Raw genomic sequence first — 15627 nt, forward strand, 5'->3', positions numbered from 1 at the left:
TTTTGCGCTCCCTCTGTAGGAGCTGCCGCAGGCTGCGATCTTTTGCTTCTAACTACGCGCCTTGCCCGTCAGTTGTTCCCGGCAATAATCGGCGAACAACTGCGCCGGTTTGGTCAGTTGCCCACGTTTGAGCCACGCCGCCACCAGCCCCGAACCGGTGACATCTTCGACAATGTCGACGCACACCACTTTCTTGCCGTCATAGGTGCATTCTGAGTGCGGCTTCGTCACCAGCACCGAGAAGCCGAACCCCTGGCCGACCATGCCGCGCACCATCTCGATCGACGGCGAGCTGAACTCGATGCGCGGGGTCAGGCCGAGTTCTTCGAACAGGCTGACGAAGTAGGTTCGGCTCGGCTGCACGTCGAGCAGAATCATCGGTTCCAGGCACAGATCGCGCAGCGACACTTGCTTGTACTGGGCAAAGCGATGATCGGCCGGCAGTAGCGCATACGGTCGTTGCGCCGGCATCAGCGGTTCGGTCTGGATGGTGGCATCGAGTTCGTGTTCGTAGAGGATCACCAGATCGAACGTGCCCGAGGTCAGGCCTTGCACCAGTTCCTGCTGCTCGCCGTCGCGGATGCGGATTTTCACCCCGGGGTACAGCGCGGAAAATCCGGCAATCAATTGCGGCAGGTACAGCGGGGCGACGGTTTCGAAGCAGCCGATGTCGATCTGCCCGGCGACGATGTCGTTGTCGGCGAGGGCGTTCTGCTCGAACTCCCGGGCCATGCGCAACAGTTCCTGCGCCTTGCGGAAAAACCGTGCGCCGCTGGGCGTCAGTGACACGCCCTGGGCGTGATGGCGGATCAGCAGTTGCACGGCGAAGCTGTCTTCCAGACCTTTGATCGCCGTGGAGATCGCCGGTTGCGCGATGTACAGCTTGCGCGAGGCTTCGGCAACGCTGCCGCATTCGACGGTGGTGATGAAGTATTTCAGCTGACGCAAATTGTAGGCGGCCACGGCAAACCTCAGGACGAGCGGACTCGACTTCCAAGCAATTTGTGCGCCGCCGCGTCCGCTGCGCGACGATGTTTTTGTCCTTGAACAGTAGTCACCCACAGCGGTTTTGGGGAAACCGATTGAGCAGTTTTTTCATTGTCTGCGAAGACATTTTTACTAATTTTCGCCCGTCCGGGCCTGCGCCAACATCGACTGCACAATAACGTCCAAGGAGCATTCGACGTGTTCGAACTTGCAGAGTGGCAGCGCCAGGCCGTTGCCTTGAAGTTTCCCGATCAAGCCGTGATCAACGGCCAGCATTGCGTTGCGCAATCGGGGCAGACCTTCGCCGCGATCAATCCTGCCACCGGCCGGTTGCTGGCCAATGTCGCCGCGTGTGGCGAGGCGGATGTGGACGCGGCGGTGTGCAACGCGCGACAAGTGTTCGAGGCCGGCACCTGGGCGCAACGCCCGCCCGCCGAGCGCAAGCAAGTGCTGCTGCGCCTGGCCGAGCTGTTGATGGAGCATCGTCAGGAGCTGGCCCTGCTCGACTCGCTGAACATGGGCAAACCGGTGATGGACGCTTACAACATCGACGTGCCGGGCGCCGCCGGGGTGTTTCGCTGGTACGCCGAAAGCATCGACAAACTCTACGACCAGATCGCCCCCGGCGCCGCCAATGTGCTGGCGACCATCACCCGCGAAGCACTGGGCGTGGTGGCGGCCGTGGTGCCGTGGAATTTTCCGTTGGACATGGCCGCGTGGAAGCTCGCGCCTGCGCTGGCGGCGGGTAACTCGGTGATCCTCAAGCCGGCCGAACAATCACCGTTTTCCGCATTGCGTCTGGCCGAGCTGGCGCTGGAAGCAGGACTGCCGGCGGGTGTGCTCAACGTCTTGCCGGGGCTGGGTGAACAGACCGGCAAAGCCTTGGGCCAGCACGCGGATGTCGATTGCCTGGTGTTCACCGGCTCGACCCAGGTCGGCAAATATTTCATGCAGTACTCGGCGCAATCCAACCTGAAACAAGTGTGGCTGGAGTGCGGCGGCAAGAGTGCCAATCTGGTGTTTGCCGATTGCAAGGATCTGGATCTGGCGGCGGAAAAAGCCGCGTTCGGGATCTTCTTCAACCAGGGCGAAGTGTGCTCGGCGAACTCGCGGTTACTGGTCGAGCGTTCGATTCACGATGAGTTTGTCGAGCGCCTGAAGGCTCAGGCCGAACGCTGGCTGCCGGGTGATCCGCTCGATCCGCAAAGCCGTGCCGGGGCGATCGTCGATCAGCGGCAGACGGCGAGCATCCTGCGCGCCATTCGCGGTGCCGAGCAGGCGGGGGCGACCCTGGTGTGTGGTGGTCAGCAGCGGCGCTTCAATGGCTCGGACAACTTCATCGAACCGACGATTTTCACCGGCGTCAGTGCCGACATGCCGCTGTTTCGCGAAGAGGTGTTCGGCCCGGTACTGGCGGTGGTGCCGTTCGACAATGAGGACGAAGCCGTGCGTCTGGCCAACGACAGTGTCTACGGGCTGGCGGCGTCGCTGTGGACCGATGACCTGCATCGCGCGCACCGCGTGGCGCGGCGGCTGCGAGCCGGTACGGTGTCGGTGAATACCGTCGATGCGCTCGACGTGACCGTGCCGTTTGGCGGTGGCAAGCAATCGGGCTTCGGTCGCGATCTGTCGCTGCACTCGTTCGACAAATACACCCAGCTGAAAACCACCTGGTTTCAGTTGCGCTGATTGCGCGTAGACCCAATCGCTGGCAAGCCAGCTCCCACAGGTTTTTGTGGTGTCCGCCAATTCCGGGTACACCAACGATTACTGTGGGAGCTGGCTTGCCAGCGATGGCATTCTCCCAGGCAGTGAAAATTCCTGGCTTGCACCGACCGTGAGCATCCCCGCCAACCCCGCGCTTCAGCGGTGCACGCTAAGCAGTTTTTTCATCATTTGCTGCCAACAATTTCCTGATTTTCCTCAGCCCGCACATGGGCCACCATCGATCTTGCCAGCCCGATGTTTCACGCCAGAGTCCAGCAGAGACCGCAGCGTGGATTCACATCATCGCGGCCGGCCGTACTGCCCATGACAAAACTAAATCAACAGCGTCGGGAGTGCTCCATGATCAAGTCCTTGTGTATCCGTCTCACCCATCCTCTGGCAATCACCGCCCTGGCCGCCACGGTCGCGACCAGCGCGCAGGCCGGCACCTTGTCCATCGGCCATACCACCTGGGTTGGCTATGGCACGCTGTATCTGGCTCAGGATCTGGGCTACTTCAAGGAAAACGGCCTGACCGTCGAATTGCCGGTGGTCGAAGAAGCCTCGATGTACATGGCCGCCCAAGCCTCGGGGCAATTGTCCGGCTCGGCCTCGACCATCGACGAGGTGCTCAAGTACCGCCCGCAGTTCTGCTTCAAGGCTGTGGCGGCGCTGGATGACAGCCACGGTGGCGACGGCGTGCTGGTCGGCAAGGACGTGAAGTCATTGCAGGAACTCAAGGGCCAGGCCGTGGCCGTCAACGAAGGCTCGACGTCGCAGTTCTGGCTGTCGTACCTGCTGAAAAAGAACGGCATGAAAATGAGCGACATCACCGTGCAGAACATGACCGCCGACGATGCCGCCACCGCGTTCATCGCCGGTCGTGTGCCAGCCGCCGTGACCTGGGAGCCGCACCTGTCGATGGTCCGCGACAAGCAGCAGGGCAAGGTGCTGATCGACAGCAGCAGTACACCGGGGGTGATTGTCGATGTGGTCGCGCTCAACTGCAGCGTCATCGAAAAACAGCCGCAGGACGTCAAGGCGCTGGTCGCCGGTCTGTACAAAGCGGTCAAGTACACCCAGGAACACCCGGACGAGGCCTACACGATCATGGCCAAAGGCGTCGGCGGTTATCTCTCCGATCCGAAGGAACTGGCCGCTGCTGCCAAAGGCGTGCGTTTCTACGATCAGGCCATGAGCGAAAAACTGCTCGGCGCGCCGGGCAAACCGGGTGACAGCGCAGCGTTGATCAAGCTCGCCAACGAAACCGCCAGCGAACTGCAAGGCAAACCCTACAACGTCAGCCACGACGATCTGGTCGACAACCGTTTCGTCAGCCCGCTCTAGGAGGTCAGCATGTTCAAGCGCAAATCGTGGCTGAGCCGCTGCCTGACGCCCAAGACCGGTTTGCCGGTGCCAGTGGTGTGGAGCGCCAGCGGCCTGGCCTGGGTGTTGTTGGTCGGACTGTGGGCCGGGCTGTCCTACGGCGGCATCGTCCCGGGGATGTTTTTGCCCACGCCCGGCGCGGTGGTTGAAGCGGCGGTGCGTCTGAGTCGCGACGGTACTCTCGGCACCCACGTGTGGGCCAGTGTCGAAGTGGTGATGGTCGGCTTCATCGTGTCGTCGCTGGTGGCGGTGCCGCTGGGCTTGTTGATGGGCAGCTTTCGCATCGTCCAGGCGTTCCTCGAACCGCTGGTCAATTTCATTCGCTACCTGCCGGTGACCTCGTTCGTACCGCTGTTCATTCTGTGGATCGGCATTGGTCTGGAGCAGCGGGTGTCGGTGATCATCTTCGGCGTGTTCTTCCAGCAACTGGTGATGATCGCTGACGTGTCCAAAGGCATTTCCAAGGATCTGATCAACGCCTCCTACACCCTCGGCTCCAATCGCCGCGATGCGGTGTTGCATGTGATCGCCCCGGCCTCGGTGCCCGGTGTGCTCGACACCTTGCGCGTGACCATGGGCTGGGCCTGGACTTATCTGGTGGTGGCCGAACTGGTCGCGGCGTCGAGTGGCCTCGGTTACCTGAGCCTGAAAGCCATGCGCGGCTTTCAGGTTGACGTGATTTTCCTCGCCATCGCGATCATCGGCCTGCTGGGTCTGGTCACCGATCAACTGTTCCGCTTTCTCCGCTTGAGGGTTGCCGCATGGGCTCAGTAACCGCCGCCAATCATCGTTTCACCGAACCGCGCGCTGCTGCGCCGCAAGCCGCGCCGCGCCTGCAAGTGGACAAGGTCAGCCTGCGCTACAGAAAGCCCGACGGCGGCACGTTTACCGCACTGGAACAGGTGTCGTTCGAGGTGCCGGATCAGCAGTTCGCGGTGCTGGTCGGGCCGTCGGGCTGCGGCAAGTCGAGTCTGTTGTACCTGACTGCCGGCCTCGCCGAGCCGACCTCCGGCGAGATCTACGTCGGCGGTCAGCAAGTGCAGGGTCCGGGTGCTGATCGCGGCATGGTGTTCCAGAGCTACACGCTGTTTCCGTGGCTGACGGTGCGGCAGAACGTCGAGTTCGGCCTCAAGCGGCGCGGCATGCCGGCGGCGCGGCGCAAGGAAATTGTCGATTACTACGTCAATGAGGTCGGCCTCAGCGGCTTCGCCGACAGCTACGCCAAGCAACTGTCGGGCGGGATGATGCAGCGTGTGGCGATTGCCCGGGCGCTGGCCAATGACCCGCAGATCCTGCTGATGGACGAACCGTTCGGCGCGCTCGACAGCCAGACCCGTTTGCAGATGCAGCAGTTGCTGCTGCGGGTCTGGGGCAACAGCAAGAAGACCGTGCTGTTCGTCACGCACGATATCGACGAGGCGATTCTGCTCGGCGACCGGGTCTATGTGATGGGCGCCAAGCCGGGGCGGATCAAACAGATCCTCGACGTGCCGATCGAACGCCCGCGCTCACTGGACATGGTCATGGAGCGCTCGTTCATTGACATGAAGCGCGAGATTTTCGGCTTGCTGCATGACGACCTCGAGGAAGTCCATTGATCACATGACCCCCCTTCGGCAGCTCCTACAGGGGTAATTGGTGATCAGGGGGTGGCGGGCAGCAGGAACCGCGCAATCACCGGCAAGTGATCGGAAATGCGCAAGGTATCGTCCTGGCGCACCCTCGCTTCGACCCGTTTGATCTTCGGGCTGTAGAACAGATAGTCGACGGTGCGATCCGGGCCATTCAGGCCGGGGTCGTTGGGGTAGTGGGTCAGCCAGTGGGCGCGGTCGATGCCGCTGGCTTCGTTGTTGGTCGGGATCATCGGGTACTTGTCCCACAACAGGTGCAGCGCACTGTCGATGGAGTAGGGCGTGCGCTGCTCGGCGGGCAGGCGTTGATACTGGCCCAGCGGCAACAGGTTGAAGTCGCCGCCGATCAGCCACGGCAGGCCCTGGCTTTCGTACTTGTCGAGCACTTTGGCCACCGCCGTCACTTGCGCCTGCAAGGTGTCGTCCGGTTGGCTGGCGCGGTCCAGATGGGTGTTGAACACCGTCAGTTGCCCGCCGTCGCTCAGCGGCAGCTTGGTGGCGAGCAGAGCATCCTTGGGTTCGAACTGGCGCGAGATGAAATTCGCCGGCGGCACCGGCAATTGCAGGCGTTCGGCGTGTTCGATGCGATAACGGCTGAGGGTCGCCAGTTGCCGGCCAACGCTGCCGAAGATGTGTGGATCGGGAACGAAATCGGCCTTCCAGTCGAAGGCGTGGGTGCTGCAGGGGTAGAGGTCTGACACCCGTTCCTGCAGCAATTTGAGCTGATTCTGATAGTCACTGGCCTTGGCACCGTCATCCAGCTCCTGCAACAACACCACGTCGGGCTGCTCGTCGCGAATCACCCGCGCCACTTCGTCGAGGCTGAAGGCCATGTCTTCCGGGGTGGGCGCTTCATCGGTGCCCTGGGCCAGATCGTTCCAGAACACGTAGCGCTTGCCCGCGAGGTACTGCACGTTCCAGGTCATGACTTTCAGCGCTTGCCCGGGCACCAGGGTCGGCGGCGTACCGCTGCAGGTAACGGGCAGGGTTTCCCGCGCGCCGGGGCGCCAGGTCAGGCTGTAGAGCAGCCCGCCAATCAGGGCGATGGCGAGCGCAATCAACAACAGGGTGTAGCGCAGTAGACGGGGCATGGCTCGGCTTATCGCGTTACAAAAGTGGCTCCGAGCATACCTGACCGCAGAGCCTTGGCCCAAGGGCCGTGAAGTCAGACCGCTCCGTCACGTTTGTCAGGCAATTCGCTGATCAGCATGAACAGGCGGAACAGCACCACGCTGGTGAACAGCTGCAGGAAGCTGTGCGCGCTGTCGATCAGTACCGCGATCAGCGGATTCTGCGGGTCGGGGTACGCCGCCAGGGTCGCGCCCTTGAGCAGCCACAACGGCCCCATCACACACAGAATGCACAGCAGGATCCGCCAGAAATGCCCACGGGTCAGGCGCAGGCTTTCCTTCATTGCCTGCAACGGCCCCATGCCGCGCAACACCAACAGGTATTCAGCGAATGCGAGCATGACCATCAGCATCAGGCCCGGCAGGAAATACAGCGACAGCCCCAGCAGAATCAGCAAGGTATTGAGCGCCGTGAGCAGGGCGAAACGCGGCCACAGGCGCGCGGACATCGCCAGCAGATCGAGGTTGCGCGGGGCTTCGCCACGGGTGCGGGCGTCGAGAAAAAGGATCAGCGCGGCGGTGTACAGCGGATACACCAGCAGACCGACCACCACGCTGGCGGCGGAGAAACTGTCCGGGTCGGTGACGTGATCCACCACTTGCTGCAACGCCGCTTCGAAGATCACCAGCGGCAGGCACAACTGCACGATGCTGTTCAGGTGGCGTTTGAAAAAATACAGAGAGTCGCGCAGTACATCGAAGGCATTCATCAGTCGGTATCGCAGGTCGAAAACAGTGGCTCACTTTAACCGATGATGGGCGGGCCGACACAAACGTAAACATTCGGTAAAGGTCGTTGAAACATCCTGTCACTGCCTCCATTACAGAGGTGCGCCATGTCCACCGTGGACACGGGCAACGTTATCCCCGGCAATCTACGAGGTCGCCATGAACAGCGAAGAGCAAACCCTGATCGATGGACTGTTTTCCCGGCTGCAACAGGCCGAAACGGAGGCAGCCCCGCGCGACGCCCAGGCCGAGGCGCGGATCAAGGAACACCTGACCCGCCAGCCGGCGGCAGGTTATTTCATGACCCAGGCGATTCTGGTGCAAGAGGCGGCCATCAAGAGCCTCGACGAACAGAACAAGCAACTGACCCAGCAAGTTCAGCAATTGCAGGCTGAACTGCAGGCGGCCAAGTCGCAGAGCGCGGCCCCGGCACCCAGCGGCGGCGGTGGTTTCCTGTCGAGCATCTTCGGCGGCGGCAGCTCGCGTCCAGCGCCGACCCAGAGCGCTCCGGCTTCCACCGGCGGCTGGCGTGAACCCGCACCGCAGCAGAACTTCGGTGCGCCAGCGCCACAACAGAACTATGCCGCACCACCGCCCAACTACGCGCAGCAAGCAGCCCCGGCCGCGGGCAGCAGCTTCCTCGGCGGCGCCCTGAAAACTGCCGCTGGCGTGGCCGGTGGCGTGATGCTGGCGCAGGGCATCAGCAGCCTGTTCCATCACAACCAGCAGCCCGAAGAAATCGTTGAAGTGATCAAGGAAGAGCCGGCGCAAGTGGCTGACCAGAGCGGCAACGACTGGGGCAATGACCAGCGTGTGGCCGATAACGGTTTCTCTGGCAATGACCAGGGCGGATTTACCGACACTGATTACAGCGATGACAACTCGTCGTTCTTCGATGACGATGATTCGTTCGTCTGACTAACGGTCAGGCATCGAACCTTGTGGCGAGGGAGCTTGCTCCCGCTGGACTGCGCAGCAGGCCCTTCTTTTAAAAGACAGGGTCGCTGCGCAACCCAGCGGGACGGTGCGACGATTCGACAAGCTCCCTCGCCACACTGCTTTTTACTGGCATACTGAGCGCCTTTTTCGGGCCCGGCGCCTGATCCCGCTTCGTGCGCTATGCGCTCACAGGAATCCCGGTGAAAAAAATCGCAGTGTTCGCCGACGTGCAGAACCTCTACTACACCGTGCGTCAGGCCTATGGTTGCCATTTCAACTACGCCGCGCTGTGGGCTGACATTAGCAAGCAAGGGCAGATCGTCGAGGCCTATGCCTACGCGATCGACCGTGGCGACAGCAAGCAGCAGCAGTTCCAGCAGATCCTGCGCAACCTCGGCTTCACCGTGAAGCTCAAGCCCTACATTCAGCGCAGCGACGGCTCGGCCAAGGGCGATTGGGACGTGGGCATCACCCTCGACATCATGGACGCCGCCGACCACGTCGACGAAATCGTCCTGGCCTCCGGTGACGGTGACTTCGACATGCTGCTCGAACGCATCATCAGCAAACATGGCGTGCAAGCGGTCGCCTATGGCGTGCCCGGCCTGACCGCCAACTCGCTGATTCGCGCCGCCAGCCGTTATGTGCCGATTGAAGGCGCGCTGTTGCTCAAAAATTGATTTTTGTACGGAGTTGAACCCGGTTTGGAACGCATTGCAGTCATCGACTTTGAAACCACCGGCCTGTCGCCGAACAGCAGCTGCCGCGCCACGGAAATCGCTGTGGTCATGCTGGAAAACGGCCGTATCGTCGAGCGTTACCAGAGCCTGATGAACGCCGGCGTGCGCGTCCCCGCGTTCATCGAACAACTGACCGGCATCAGCAACGCCATGCTGCGCACCGCACCTGCGGCGGAGCGGGTCATGGAAGAGGTCAACGAGTTCGTTGGCTGCACGCCGCTGGTCGCGCACAACGCCTCGTTCGACCAGAAGTTCTGGGACTTCGAGCTGGGGCGAATCAAACGCACCCGATTGCAGAACTTCGCCTGCTCGCTGCTGCTGGCCCGCCGCCTGATGCCGGCGGCGCCGAATCACAAGCTCGGTACGCTCACCACTTTCGCCCGCCTGCCACACACCGGCCAGGCGCACAGGGCGATGGCGGATGCGGAGATGGCGGCGAATTTGCTGGCGCATCTGGCGGATGAGTTGCGGCAGAAGCATGGGGTGCGGGAGCTGAATCACGACCTGCTGTGCAAACTGCAGAAAGTCCCGGCGGCCAAAGTCAGCGAGCACCTGCAGCGCTACCGCTGATCCCAAGAACGCTAGAAATCCCCTGTAGGAGCTGCCGTAGGCTGCGATCTTTTGATCTTGCTTTTAAAAGTCAAAGTCAAAAGATCGTCCGAACGCGGCCCGAACCTTCGGCAGCTCCTACAGGGGCGTTTCGGTGGGGCTGATTACTTGCCGTTGCTTTCGATATGGCTCAACGGCACGCGCTTCTCGATCGCGCTCGACAACACAATCGAGGTCTTGCTGAAGCCGAACTTCGCCACCCGATTGATCAACTCTTCCAGCTCCGTCATCGAGCCCACCGCGCCTTTCATCATCACGCACGGATCGCCGGTCACTCGAAAGCATTCGGTCAGTTGCGGGATTTTCACCAGTTCGTCGTAGACCTTCTGGCTGCCGTTCTGGTGCAGGCGCAGTTCGATCATGCACTGGATCGGCAAGCCGATTTTCGACAGGTCGATGTTCGCCTGATACCCGGTGATCACCCCGGCCGCTTCAAGCTTGGCCACGCGCTCGGCCACGGCGGGGGCGGACAGGTTCACCTTGCGCGCCAGGTCGGCGTAGGACGCGCGGCCGTTTTCCAACAGGGCGCTGAGCAGCATGCGGTCGTATTTGTCCAAGGCCGGACTCCTGAAATTGCCAGACTTTCGAAATCACGGTTTAGCCCGTCGATCTCCGTTGTTTCAAAAGTGTACCGGCGCGATAAACAGGTTTTGTAGCTTATTTTTGCTCGCGGGCCTTTCTAGAATAATTCACACCCTGCCTCTGACTGTCGAGCTGCCCATGCCTGCCTTGCGCCGTTTTTCCTTGCCGTTGATCGCCGCGTTTTTTGCGCTGTACGTGATTTGGGGATCGACCTATCTGGTGATCCGCCTCGGCGTCGAATACTGGCCGCCGCTGATGCTCGGCGGAGTGCGCTTTGTGATTGCCGGCAGCCTGATGTACGCCTTCCTGCGCTGGCGCGGGGCGCCGGCGCCGACCTGGGCACAGTGGAAATCGGCGGGGATCATTGGGATCTTGCTGCTCAGTTTCGGTAACGGCGCGGTCAGTGTCGCCGAGCACACCGGCGTGGCGTCCGGCGTGGCGGCACTGGCGGTGGCGACGGTGCCGTTGTTCACGTTGCTCTTCGGCTATTTCTGGGGCGCGCGCAATACTCGCCTGGAGTGGGCCGGGGTGGCGTTGGGAATTGTCGGCATCGCCATGCTCAACATGGGCTCGAACCTGCAATCGAGTCCGCTGGGTGCGGCGCTGCTGATTTTTGCGGCGGCGACCTGGGCGTTCGGTTCGGTGTGGAGCAAACATCTGCCATTGCCGCAGGGAGCGATGGCCAGTGCCGTGGAGATGCTGGTGGGCGGCGTGGTGCTGCTGATCGGCAGCGCGGTCAGCGGCGAACACCTGCAAGCGTTGCCGCCGGTGGAAGGCTGGCTGGCCCTGGGCTACCTGATTTTCTTTGGCTCGATCATCGCCTTCAATTCCTACATGTACCTGCTCAAGCACGTGCGTCCGGCGGCGGCCACCAGTTATGCCTACGTCAACCCGGCGGTGGCAGTGTTGCTGGGGATCGTGTTTGTCGGCGAGACCATTGGCATGGAAGAAGCGCTGGCGATGCTGGTGATCATCAGTGCGGTGGTGCTGATCGGTCTACCGCAATGGCGGCGGCCGGCGCAGCCGCTCGTCGTGGAGCCGGCGAAGACCGTCGTCGCAGCAGAACAGCGTACGAATTAGGGTAAACTGCGCGCCATTGCACACTCGTGTCGCACAATTGCGCTGAATTTTTCCTACGGTACTCCCATGACTTTCGCCACTCTTGGCCTGATCGAACCCTTGCTGCGCTCCCTCGAGAAGCTCGGCTACCAGACTCCAACGCCGGTCCAGGCGCAAGCCATTCCGGCCGTTCTGGCCGGTCGCGACCTGATGGCTGCGGCCCAGACAGGTACCGGCAAGACTGCCGGTTTTGCCTTGCCGCTGCTGCAGTTGCTGGCCATGGAAGGGCCGAAAGTGGCCGCCAATTCGGCGCGTGCACTAATTCTGGTGCCGACCCGCGAGCTGGCCGAGCAGGTTCATGAGTCGGTGCGCCAATACGCTGAAAACCTGCCATTGCGCACGTATGCGGTGTACGGCGGCGTCAGCATCAACCCGCAGATGATGAAGCTGCGCGGCGGCGTTGATGTGCTGGTCGCCACGCCGGGTCGCCTGATTGACCTGTTCCGGCAGAACGCGTTGAAACTCGATCAGTTGCAAACCCTGGTACTGGATGAAGCCGACCGCATGCTCGACCTGGGCTTCTCCGAAGAACTGGCGAACATTTACCGCATGCTGCCGAAGAAGCGTCAGACGCTGCTGTTCTCTGCGACTTTCTCCGATGACATCCGCCTGCTGGCCGGGCAGATGCTCAACGATCCGCTGAGCATCGAAGTCAGCCCGCGTAACGTCGCAGCCAACACCGTCAAGCAGTGGGTGGTGACGGTGGACAAGAAGCGCAAGCCGGAACTGTTCGTGCACCTGATGCGCAAGAACAAGTGGAAGCAGGTGCTGGTGTTCGCCAAGACTCGCAACGGTGTGGATGCGCTGGTGGAAAAACTCCAGGGCCTGGGTGTGAATGCCGACGGCATCCACGGTGACAAACCGCAGGCCACCCGTCAGCGTGCACTGGATCGTTTCAAACTCAGCGAAGTGCAGATTCTGGTGGCGACCGACGTCGCCGCGCGTGGTCTGGATATCGAAGATTTGCCGCTGGTGGTCAACTTCGACCTGCCGATCGTCGCCGAGGATTACATCCACCGTATTGGTCGTACCGGGCGTGCCGGTGCGACCGGTGAGGCGATTTCGCTGGTGTGCGCGGATGAAGTGAACATGCTCTCGGCGATCGAGATGCTCACGCGTCAGACCTTGAAGCGCCAGAACGAGCCGGACTTCGAGCCTGAGCACCGCGTGCCGGATACCGACGCCAGCGGTCAGGTGATCAAGAAGCCGAAGAAACCGAAAAAGCCGAAGACGTCCGGCGGCGGCGGTGGCGGCAAGCGCAATCTGGGCAAGTGGGTCGACAGCGGTGAGACTCAGGCGCCGGAGCCTTCGATCAAGCCTGTGCGTAAAGTGCCGGTGTTCAATACCGGGCCGCGCAAGCGCAAGCCTTAAAGCCAAAAGCCCCTCACCCTAACCCTCTCCCGGAGGGAGAGGGGACTGATTGGGGGATGCTTGAATTCTACGCCGACCTGATTCTGCTGCTGTGAATCCACAATCGACTCGGGCTTTCAGGTCGATGTGTTACGCCAGACACCTCGGTCGGCTCCCTCTCCCTCGGGGAGAGGGTTGGGGTAAGGGTTCAGGCAGGCACCTCGGACTTGAGCCACTGCAACATTCCAATCCCCGCCGCCCGCCCGCTGGCAAAACACCCGGTCAGCAAATAGCCACCTGTCGGCGCTTCCCAATCGAGCATCTCCCCCGCACAAAACACCCCCGGCAACGCCTTGAGCATCAAGCGCTCATCCAGCGCCTCGAACGTCACTCCACCGGCACTGCTGATGGCTTCGTCCAGCGGCCGCGCTTTCACCAACGTCAGCGGCAACGCCTTGATCGCCCGCGCCAACAACGCCGGATCAGCGAAGGTTGCCGCGTCAGTCAGTTCACGCAACAACGCCGCTTTCACCCCATCAATTCCGACCTGACTGTGCAGATGCTTGGCCATCGAACGCGAACCGCGCGGTTTGCTCAACGCTGCCTGCAATTTATCCACAGGTCGGCCGGGCAACAGGTCGATGTGCACCGTGGCTGAACCCTGCGTATTGATCGCCTCGCGAATCGGTGCCGACAGCGCATAGATCAGGCTGCCTTCAACTCCGGTAGCGGTAATCACGCATTCGCCCAAGCGCGGGATATCGTCGTTCAAACCGATGGCGACATTTTTCAGCGGTGAGCCGGCGAATTTGCTGACAAGGAACTCGCTCCAGGCCTGCACCTCGAAGCCGCAATTGCTCGGCTGCAATGGCGCCAGTCCTACGCCGCGTTGCTCCAGGGGCAGCATCCATGCGCCATCCGAACCCAGCCGCGACCAACTGCCGCCGCCGAGGGCGAGCAGGGTGGCGTCGGGTTTGACGGTGATTTCGCCTTCGGCGCTGGCGATGCGCAGTGCGCCGTGTGCATCCCATCCGAGCCAGCGATGGCGGGTGTGGATCACCACGCCGCTGTCGCGTAGGCGTTTGAGCCAGGCGCGCAACAGCGGGGCGGCTTTCATGTCGGTGGGGAACACCCGGCCGGAGCTGCCGATGAAGGTCTCGATGCCCAGCTCATGAATCCAGCTGCACAACGCGTCGGCGTCGAAGCCGCGCAGCAAGGGCGCGATCTGCGGTGCGCGCTCGGCGTAGCGCGCGAGGAACGCCGGGTAAGGCTCGGAGTGGGTGATGTTCATGCCGCCGACCCCGGCCAGCAGAAACTTGCGCCCCACCGAGGGCATGCCGTCGTACAGATCGACGCGCACGCCGGCCTGGCTCAGCACTTCGGCGGCCATCAGGCCGGCGGGGCCACCGCCGATGATGGCGACGTGAGCGGGGTGGGGGGCGGAGTTCTGGGTCATGGCGTGCGCTGCGGTATGGCGGGATAAGGCGCGCATTCTAACAGCGCAGACCTTTGTAGGAGTGAGCCTGCTCGCGATGGCGGTTTATCAGGCGACATAAGTGCTGAATGTTGGTCCGCCATCGCGAGCAGGCTCACTCCTACAAAGAGATCGAGGTGAATTCAGTATGTGGTTAAAAAACAACCATCGCGCTGTACGCCATGCTCGGTGTGGCCTGTAGTCCCTTTCGCTCAGGTTATCCACAGGCCGTTCCACAGCCATTGTGGGTAACGCAGCACAGCTTAGTGACAACCGTGTGACGTCCAGACCCGTTGCGCGCTGTGATGCAGAATGCCGTGGCGGCGGGCGAGGGCGTGGCGATCCTTGCTGTAGCCGCCGCCGATCACGCCGACCACCGGGATGTCGCGGCCCAGACAATGGCGCATCACGCTTTCATCGCGGGCGGCGACGCCTTCGTCGGTCAGTTGCAGATAACCGAGGGCGTCGTCCTTGTGCACATCGACCCCGGCGTCGTACAGCACCAGGTCCGGTTGATACAGCGGCAGGAGGTAGTTGAGCGTGTCATCCACCACCTGCAGATAATCGGCATCGCCCATGCCGTTGGGCAGCGGAATGTCCCAGTCGCTTTCGGCCTTGCGTGCCGGAAAGTTCTTTTCGCAGTGCAGGGAAACGGTAATGGCCTCCGGCGTGTCATGCAGGATTCGCGCGGTGCCGTCGCCCTGATGCACGTCGCAATCGAAGATCAGCACACGGTTCACCCGACCGCTTTGCAGCAGGTAATGGCTGATGATCGCCAGGTCGTTGAAAATGCAGAACCCGGCCGGATAGTCGTAGTGGGCGTGATGGGTGCCGCCGGCGAGGTGACAGGCCAGACCATGCTCGAGGGCTTTTTCCGCCGCCAGAATCGAGCCGCCGACCGCCCGCACCGTGCGCCGCGCCAGTGCTTCGTTCCACGGCAGGCCGAGGCGCCGCTGGTCTTCGCGGGACAACTCGCCGCTCATGTAGCGTTCGATATAGCGACGGTCATGGGCCAGGGCGAGGATGTCGTTGGGGCAGATCTCGGGACGCAGCAGGTCGGCATCGCGGGTCAGGCCGCTGTCGACCAGGTGGTCGCGCAGCAAACGGAACTTGTCCATCGGAAAGCGGTGATCCGCCGGAAACTCGGGGCTGTAGTCTTCGTGGTAGATCAGCGGCAGTGGCATGGCAACTTCATTCAGGAACGATGGAAAGAGTGAACGATCCTACCAGCGATGTAGACTTGC

At 62.0% G+C, this 15627-nt stretch carries 15 protein-coding genes; 9 read left to right on the forward strand and 6 right to left on the reverse strand.

Translation table 11 applies throughout. The annotated features are described in order from the left end of the window. Window positions 1-48 precede the first annotated feature (48 nt). A complete protein-coding gene (locus ACIP8I_RS15400) occupies window positions 49-963 on the reverse strand; it encodes a LysR family transcriptional regulator (RefSeq protein WP_367085821.1) in 915 nt (304 codons plus the stop codon). A gap of 222 nt (window positions 964-1185) precedes the next feature. On the opposite strand from ACIP8I_RS15400, the gene ACIP8I_RS15405 reads away from it, so the two are divergent. The 4 genes from ACIP8I_RS15405 to ACIP8I_RS15420 all read left to right on the forward strand — a co-directional run bounded on the left by ACIP8I_RS15405 (window position 1186) and on the right by ACIP8I_RS15420 (window position 5678). Then, window positions 1186-2676: an aldehyde dehydrogenase gene (locus ACIP8I_RS15405; RefSeq protein ID WP_400762161.1), complete on the forward strand. Its 1491-nt coding sequence runs from the start codon at window positions 1186-1188 to the stop codon at window positions 2674-2676. Between the two features lie 378 nt (window positions 2677-3054). After that, window positions 3055-4041: an ABC transporter substrate-binding protein gene (locus ACIP8I_RS15410; RefSeq protein WP_400762163.1), complete on the forward strand. Its 987-nt coding sequence runs from the start codon at window positions 3055-3057 to the stop codon at window positions 4039-4041. A 9-nt stretch (window positions 4042-4050) separates the two neighbouring features. Then, complete coding sequence (locus tag ACIP8I_RS15415; protein ID WP_108590011.1) at window positions 4051-4854, forward strand: ABC transporter permease; 804 nt, start codon at window positions 4051-4053, stop codon at window positions 4852-4854. Beyond that, the gene (locus ACIP8I_RS15420; protein ID WP_400762165.1) at window positions 4842-5678 is read left to right on the forward strand and encodes an ABC transporter ATP-binding protein; all 837 of its coding nucleotides are present in this window, start codon (window positions 4842-4844) and stop codon (window positions 5676-5678) included. Before ACIP8I_RS15415 ends, ACIP8I_RS15420 begins: the two co-directional genes overlap by 13 nt. Window positions 5679-5722: 44 nt before the next feature. Here ACIP8I_RS15420 and ACIP8I_RS15425 read toward each other — a convergent pair whose 3' ends face one another. Beyond that, the gene (locus ACIP8I_RS15425; protein WP_400762166.1) at window positions 5723-6802 is read right to left on the reverse strand and encodes an endonuclease/exonuclease/phosphatase family protein; all 1080 of its coding nucleotides are present in this window, start codon (window positions 6800-6802) and stop codon (window positions 5723-5725) included. Window positions 6803-6876: 74 nt separating this feature from the next. Then, window positions 6877-7551, reverse strand: coding sequence for a YciC family protein (locus tag ACIP8I_RS15430; protein WP_400762168.1), 675 nt, complete (start codon window positions 7549-7551; stop codon window positions 6877-6879). 178 nt (window positions 7552-7729) lie between these two features. Here ACIP8I_RS15430 and ACIP8I_RS15435 point away from each other — a divergent pair, with 178 nt between their 5' ends. The 3 genes from ACIP8I_RS15435 (at window position 7730) to ACIP8I_RS15445 (ending at window position 9819) form a co-directional block, all read left to right on the forward strand. Then, window positions 7730-8488, forward strand: a complete 759-nt coding sequence (locus ACIP8I_RS15435) for a DUF2076 domain-containing protein (protein ID WP_400762170.1) — start codon at window positions 7730-7732, stop codon at window positions 8486-8488. A 221-nt stretch (window positions 8489-8709) separates the two neighbouring features. Next, window positions 8710-9189 (forward strand): NYN domain-containing protein, encoded by a 480-nt coding sequence (locus ACIP8I_RS15440; protein ID WP_007963710.1) that lies wholly within the window; start codon window positions 8710-8712, stop codon window positions 9187-9189. Window positions 9190-9213: 24 nt separating this feature from the next. Then, the gene (locus ACIP8I_RS15445; protein ID WP_400762172.1) at window positions 9214-9819 is read left to right on the forward strand and encodes a PolC-type DNA polymerase III; all 606 of its coding nucleotides are present in this window, start codon (window positions 9214-9216) and stop codon (window positions 9817-9819) included. 143 nt (window positions 9820-9962) lie between these two features. Here the strand turns inward: ACIP8I_RS15445 and ACIP8I_RS15450 are convergent, their stop codons facing one another. Further along, window positions 9963-10415 (reverse strand): Lrp/AsnC family transcriptional regulator, encoded by a 453-nt coding sequence (locus ACIP8I_RS15450; RefSeq protein ID WP_123588902.1) that lies wholly within the window; start codon window positions 10413-10415, stop codon window positions 9963-9965. A gap of 163 nt (window positions 10416-10578) precedes the next feature. Between ACIP8I_RS15450 and yedA the strand changes: the two genes are divergently transcribed. After that, window positions 10579-11520 (forward strand): drug/metabolite exporter YedA, encoded by a 942-nt coding sequence (gene yedA, locus ACIP8I_RS15455; RefSeq protein WP_400762174.1) that lies wholly within the window; start codon window positions 10579-10581, stop codon window positions 11518-11520. Window positions 11521-11586: 66 nt separating this feature from the next. Beyond that, window positions 11587-12930 (forward strand): DEAD/DEAH box helicase, encoded by a 1344-nt coding sequence (locus ACIP8I_RS15460; protein WP_400762176.1) that lies wholly within the window; start codon window positions 11587-11589, stop codon window positions 12928-12930. A 187-nt stretch (window positions 12931-13117) separates the two neighbouring features. Here ACIP8I_RS15460 and ACIP8I_RS15465 read toward each other — a convergent pair whose 3' ends face one another. Both ACIP8I_RS15465 and ACIP8I_RS15470 read right to left on the reverse strand, forming a co-directional pair. Continuing rightward, window positions 13118-14365, reverse strand: coding sequence for a TIGR03862 family flavoprotein (locus ACIP8I_RS15465; RefSeq protein WP_400762178.1), 1248 nt, complete (start codon window positions 14363-14365; stop codon window positions 13118-13120). A gap of 281 nt (window positions 14366-14646) precedes the next feature. After that, window positions 14647-15567, reverse strand: a complete 921-nt coding sequence (locus tag ACIP8I_RS15470; protein ID WP_097089303.1) for a histone deacetylase — start codon at window positions 15565-15567, stop codon at window positions 14647-14649. Window positions 15568-15627: the final 60 nt, after the last annotated feature.

Source organism: Pseudomonas sp. NPDC088414, from assembly GCF_044753325.1.
Classification (GTDB): Bacteria; Pseudomonadota; Gammaproteobacteria; order Pseudomonadales; family Pseudomonadaceae; genus Aquipseudomonas.

Excerpts from the sequence above, each read along its gene's own strand:
- ACIP8I_RS15415 (WP_108590011.1), top strand. The coding sequence starts at position 4,051 with ATGTTCAAGCGCAAATCGTGGCTGAGCCGCTGCCTGACGCCCAAGACC.
- ACIP8I_RS15410 (WP_400762163.1), top strand. The coding sequence starts at position 3,055 with ATGATCAAGTCCTTGTGTATCCGTCTCACCCATCCTCTGGCAATCACC.
- ACIP8I_RS15435 (WP_400762170.1), top strand. The coding sequence starts at position 7,730 with ATGAACAGCGAAGAGCAAACCCTGATCGATGGACTGTTTTCCCGGCTG.
- ACIP8I_RS15465 (WP_400762178.1), bottom strand. The coding sequence starts at position 14,365 with ATGACCCAGAACTCCGCCCCCCACCCCGCTCACGTCGCCATCATCGGC.
- ACIP8I_RS15420 (WP_400762165.1), top strand. The coding sequence starts at position 4,842 with ATGGGCTCAGTAACCGCCGCCAATCATCGTTTCACCGAACCGCGCGCT.
- ACIP8I_RS15470 (WP_097089303.1), bottom strand. The coding sequence starts at position 15,567 with ATGCCACTGCCGCTGATCTACCACGAAGACTACAGCCCCGAGTTTCCG.
- yedA (WP_400762174.1), top strand. The coding sequence starts at position 10,579 with ATGCCTGCCTTGCGCCGTTTTTCCTTGCCGTTGATCGCCGCGTTTTTT.
- ACIP8I_RS15460 (WP_400762176.1), top strand. The coding sequence starts at position 11,587 with ATGACTTTCGCCACTCTTGGCCTGATCGAACCCTTGCTGCGCTCCCTC.
- ACIP8I_RS15430 (WP_400762168.1), bottom strand. The coding sequence starts at position 7,551 with ATGAATGCCTTCGATGTACTGCGCGACTCTCTGTATTTTTTCAAACGC.
- ACIP8I_RS15425 (WP_400762166.1), bottom strand. The coding sequence starts at position 6,802 with ATGCCCCGTCTACTGCGCTACACCCTGTTGTTGATTGCGCTCGCCATC.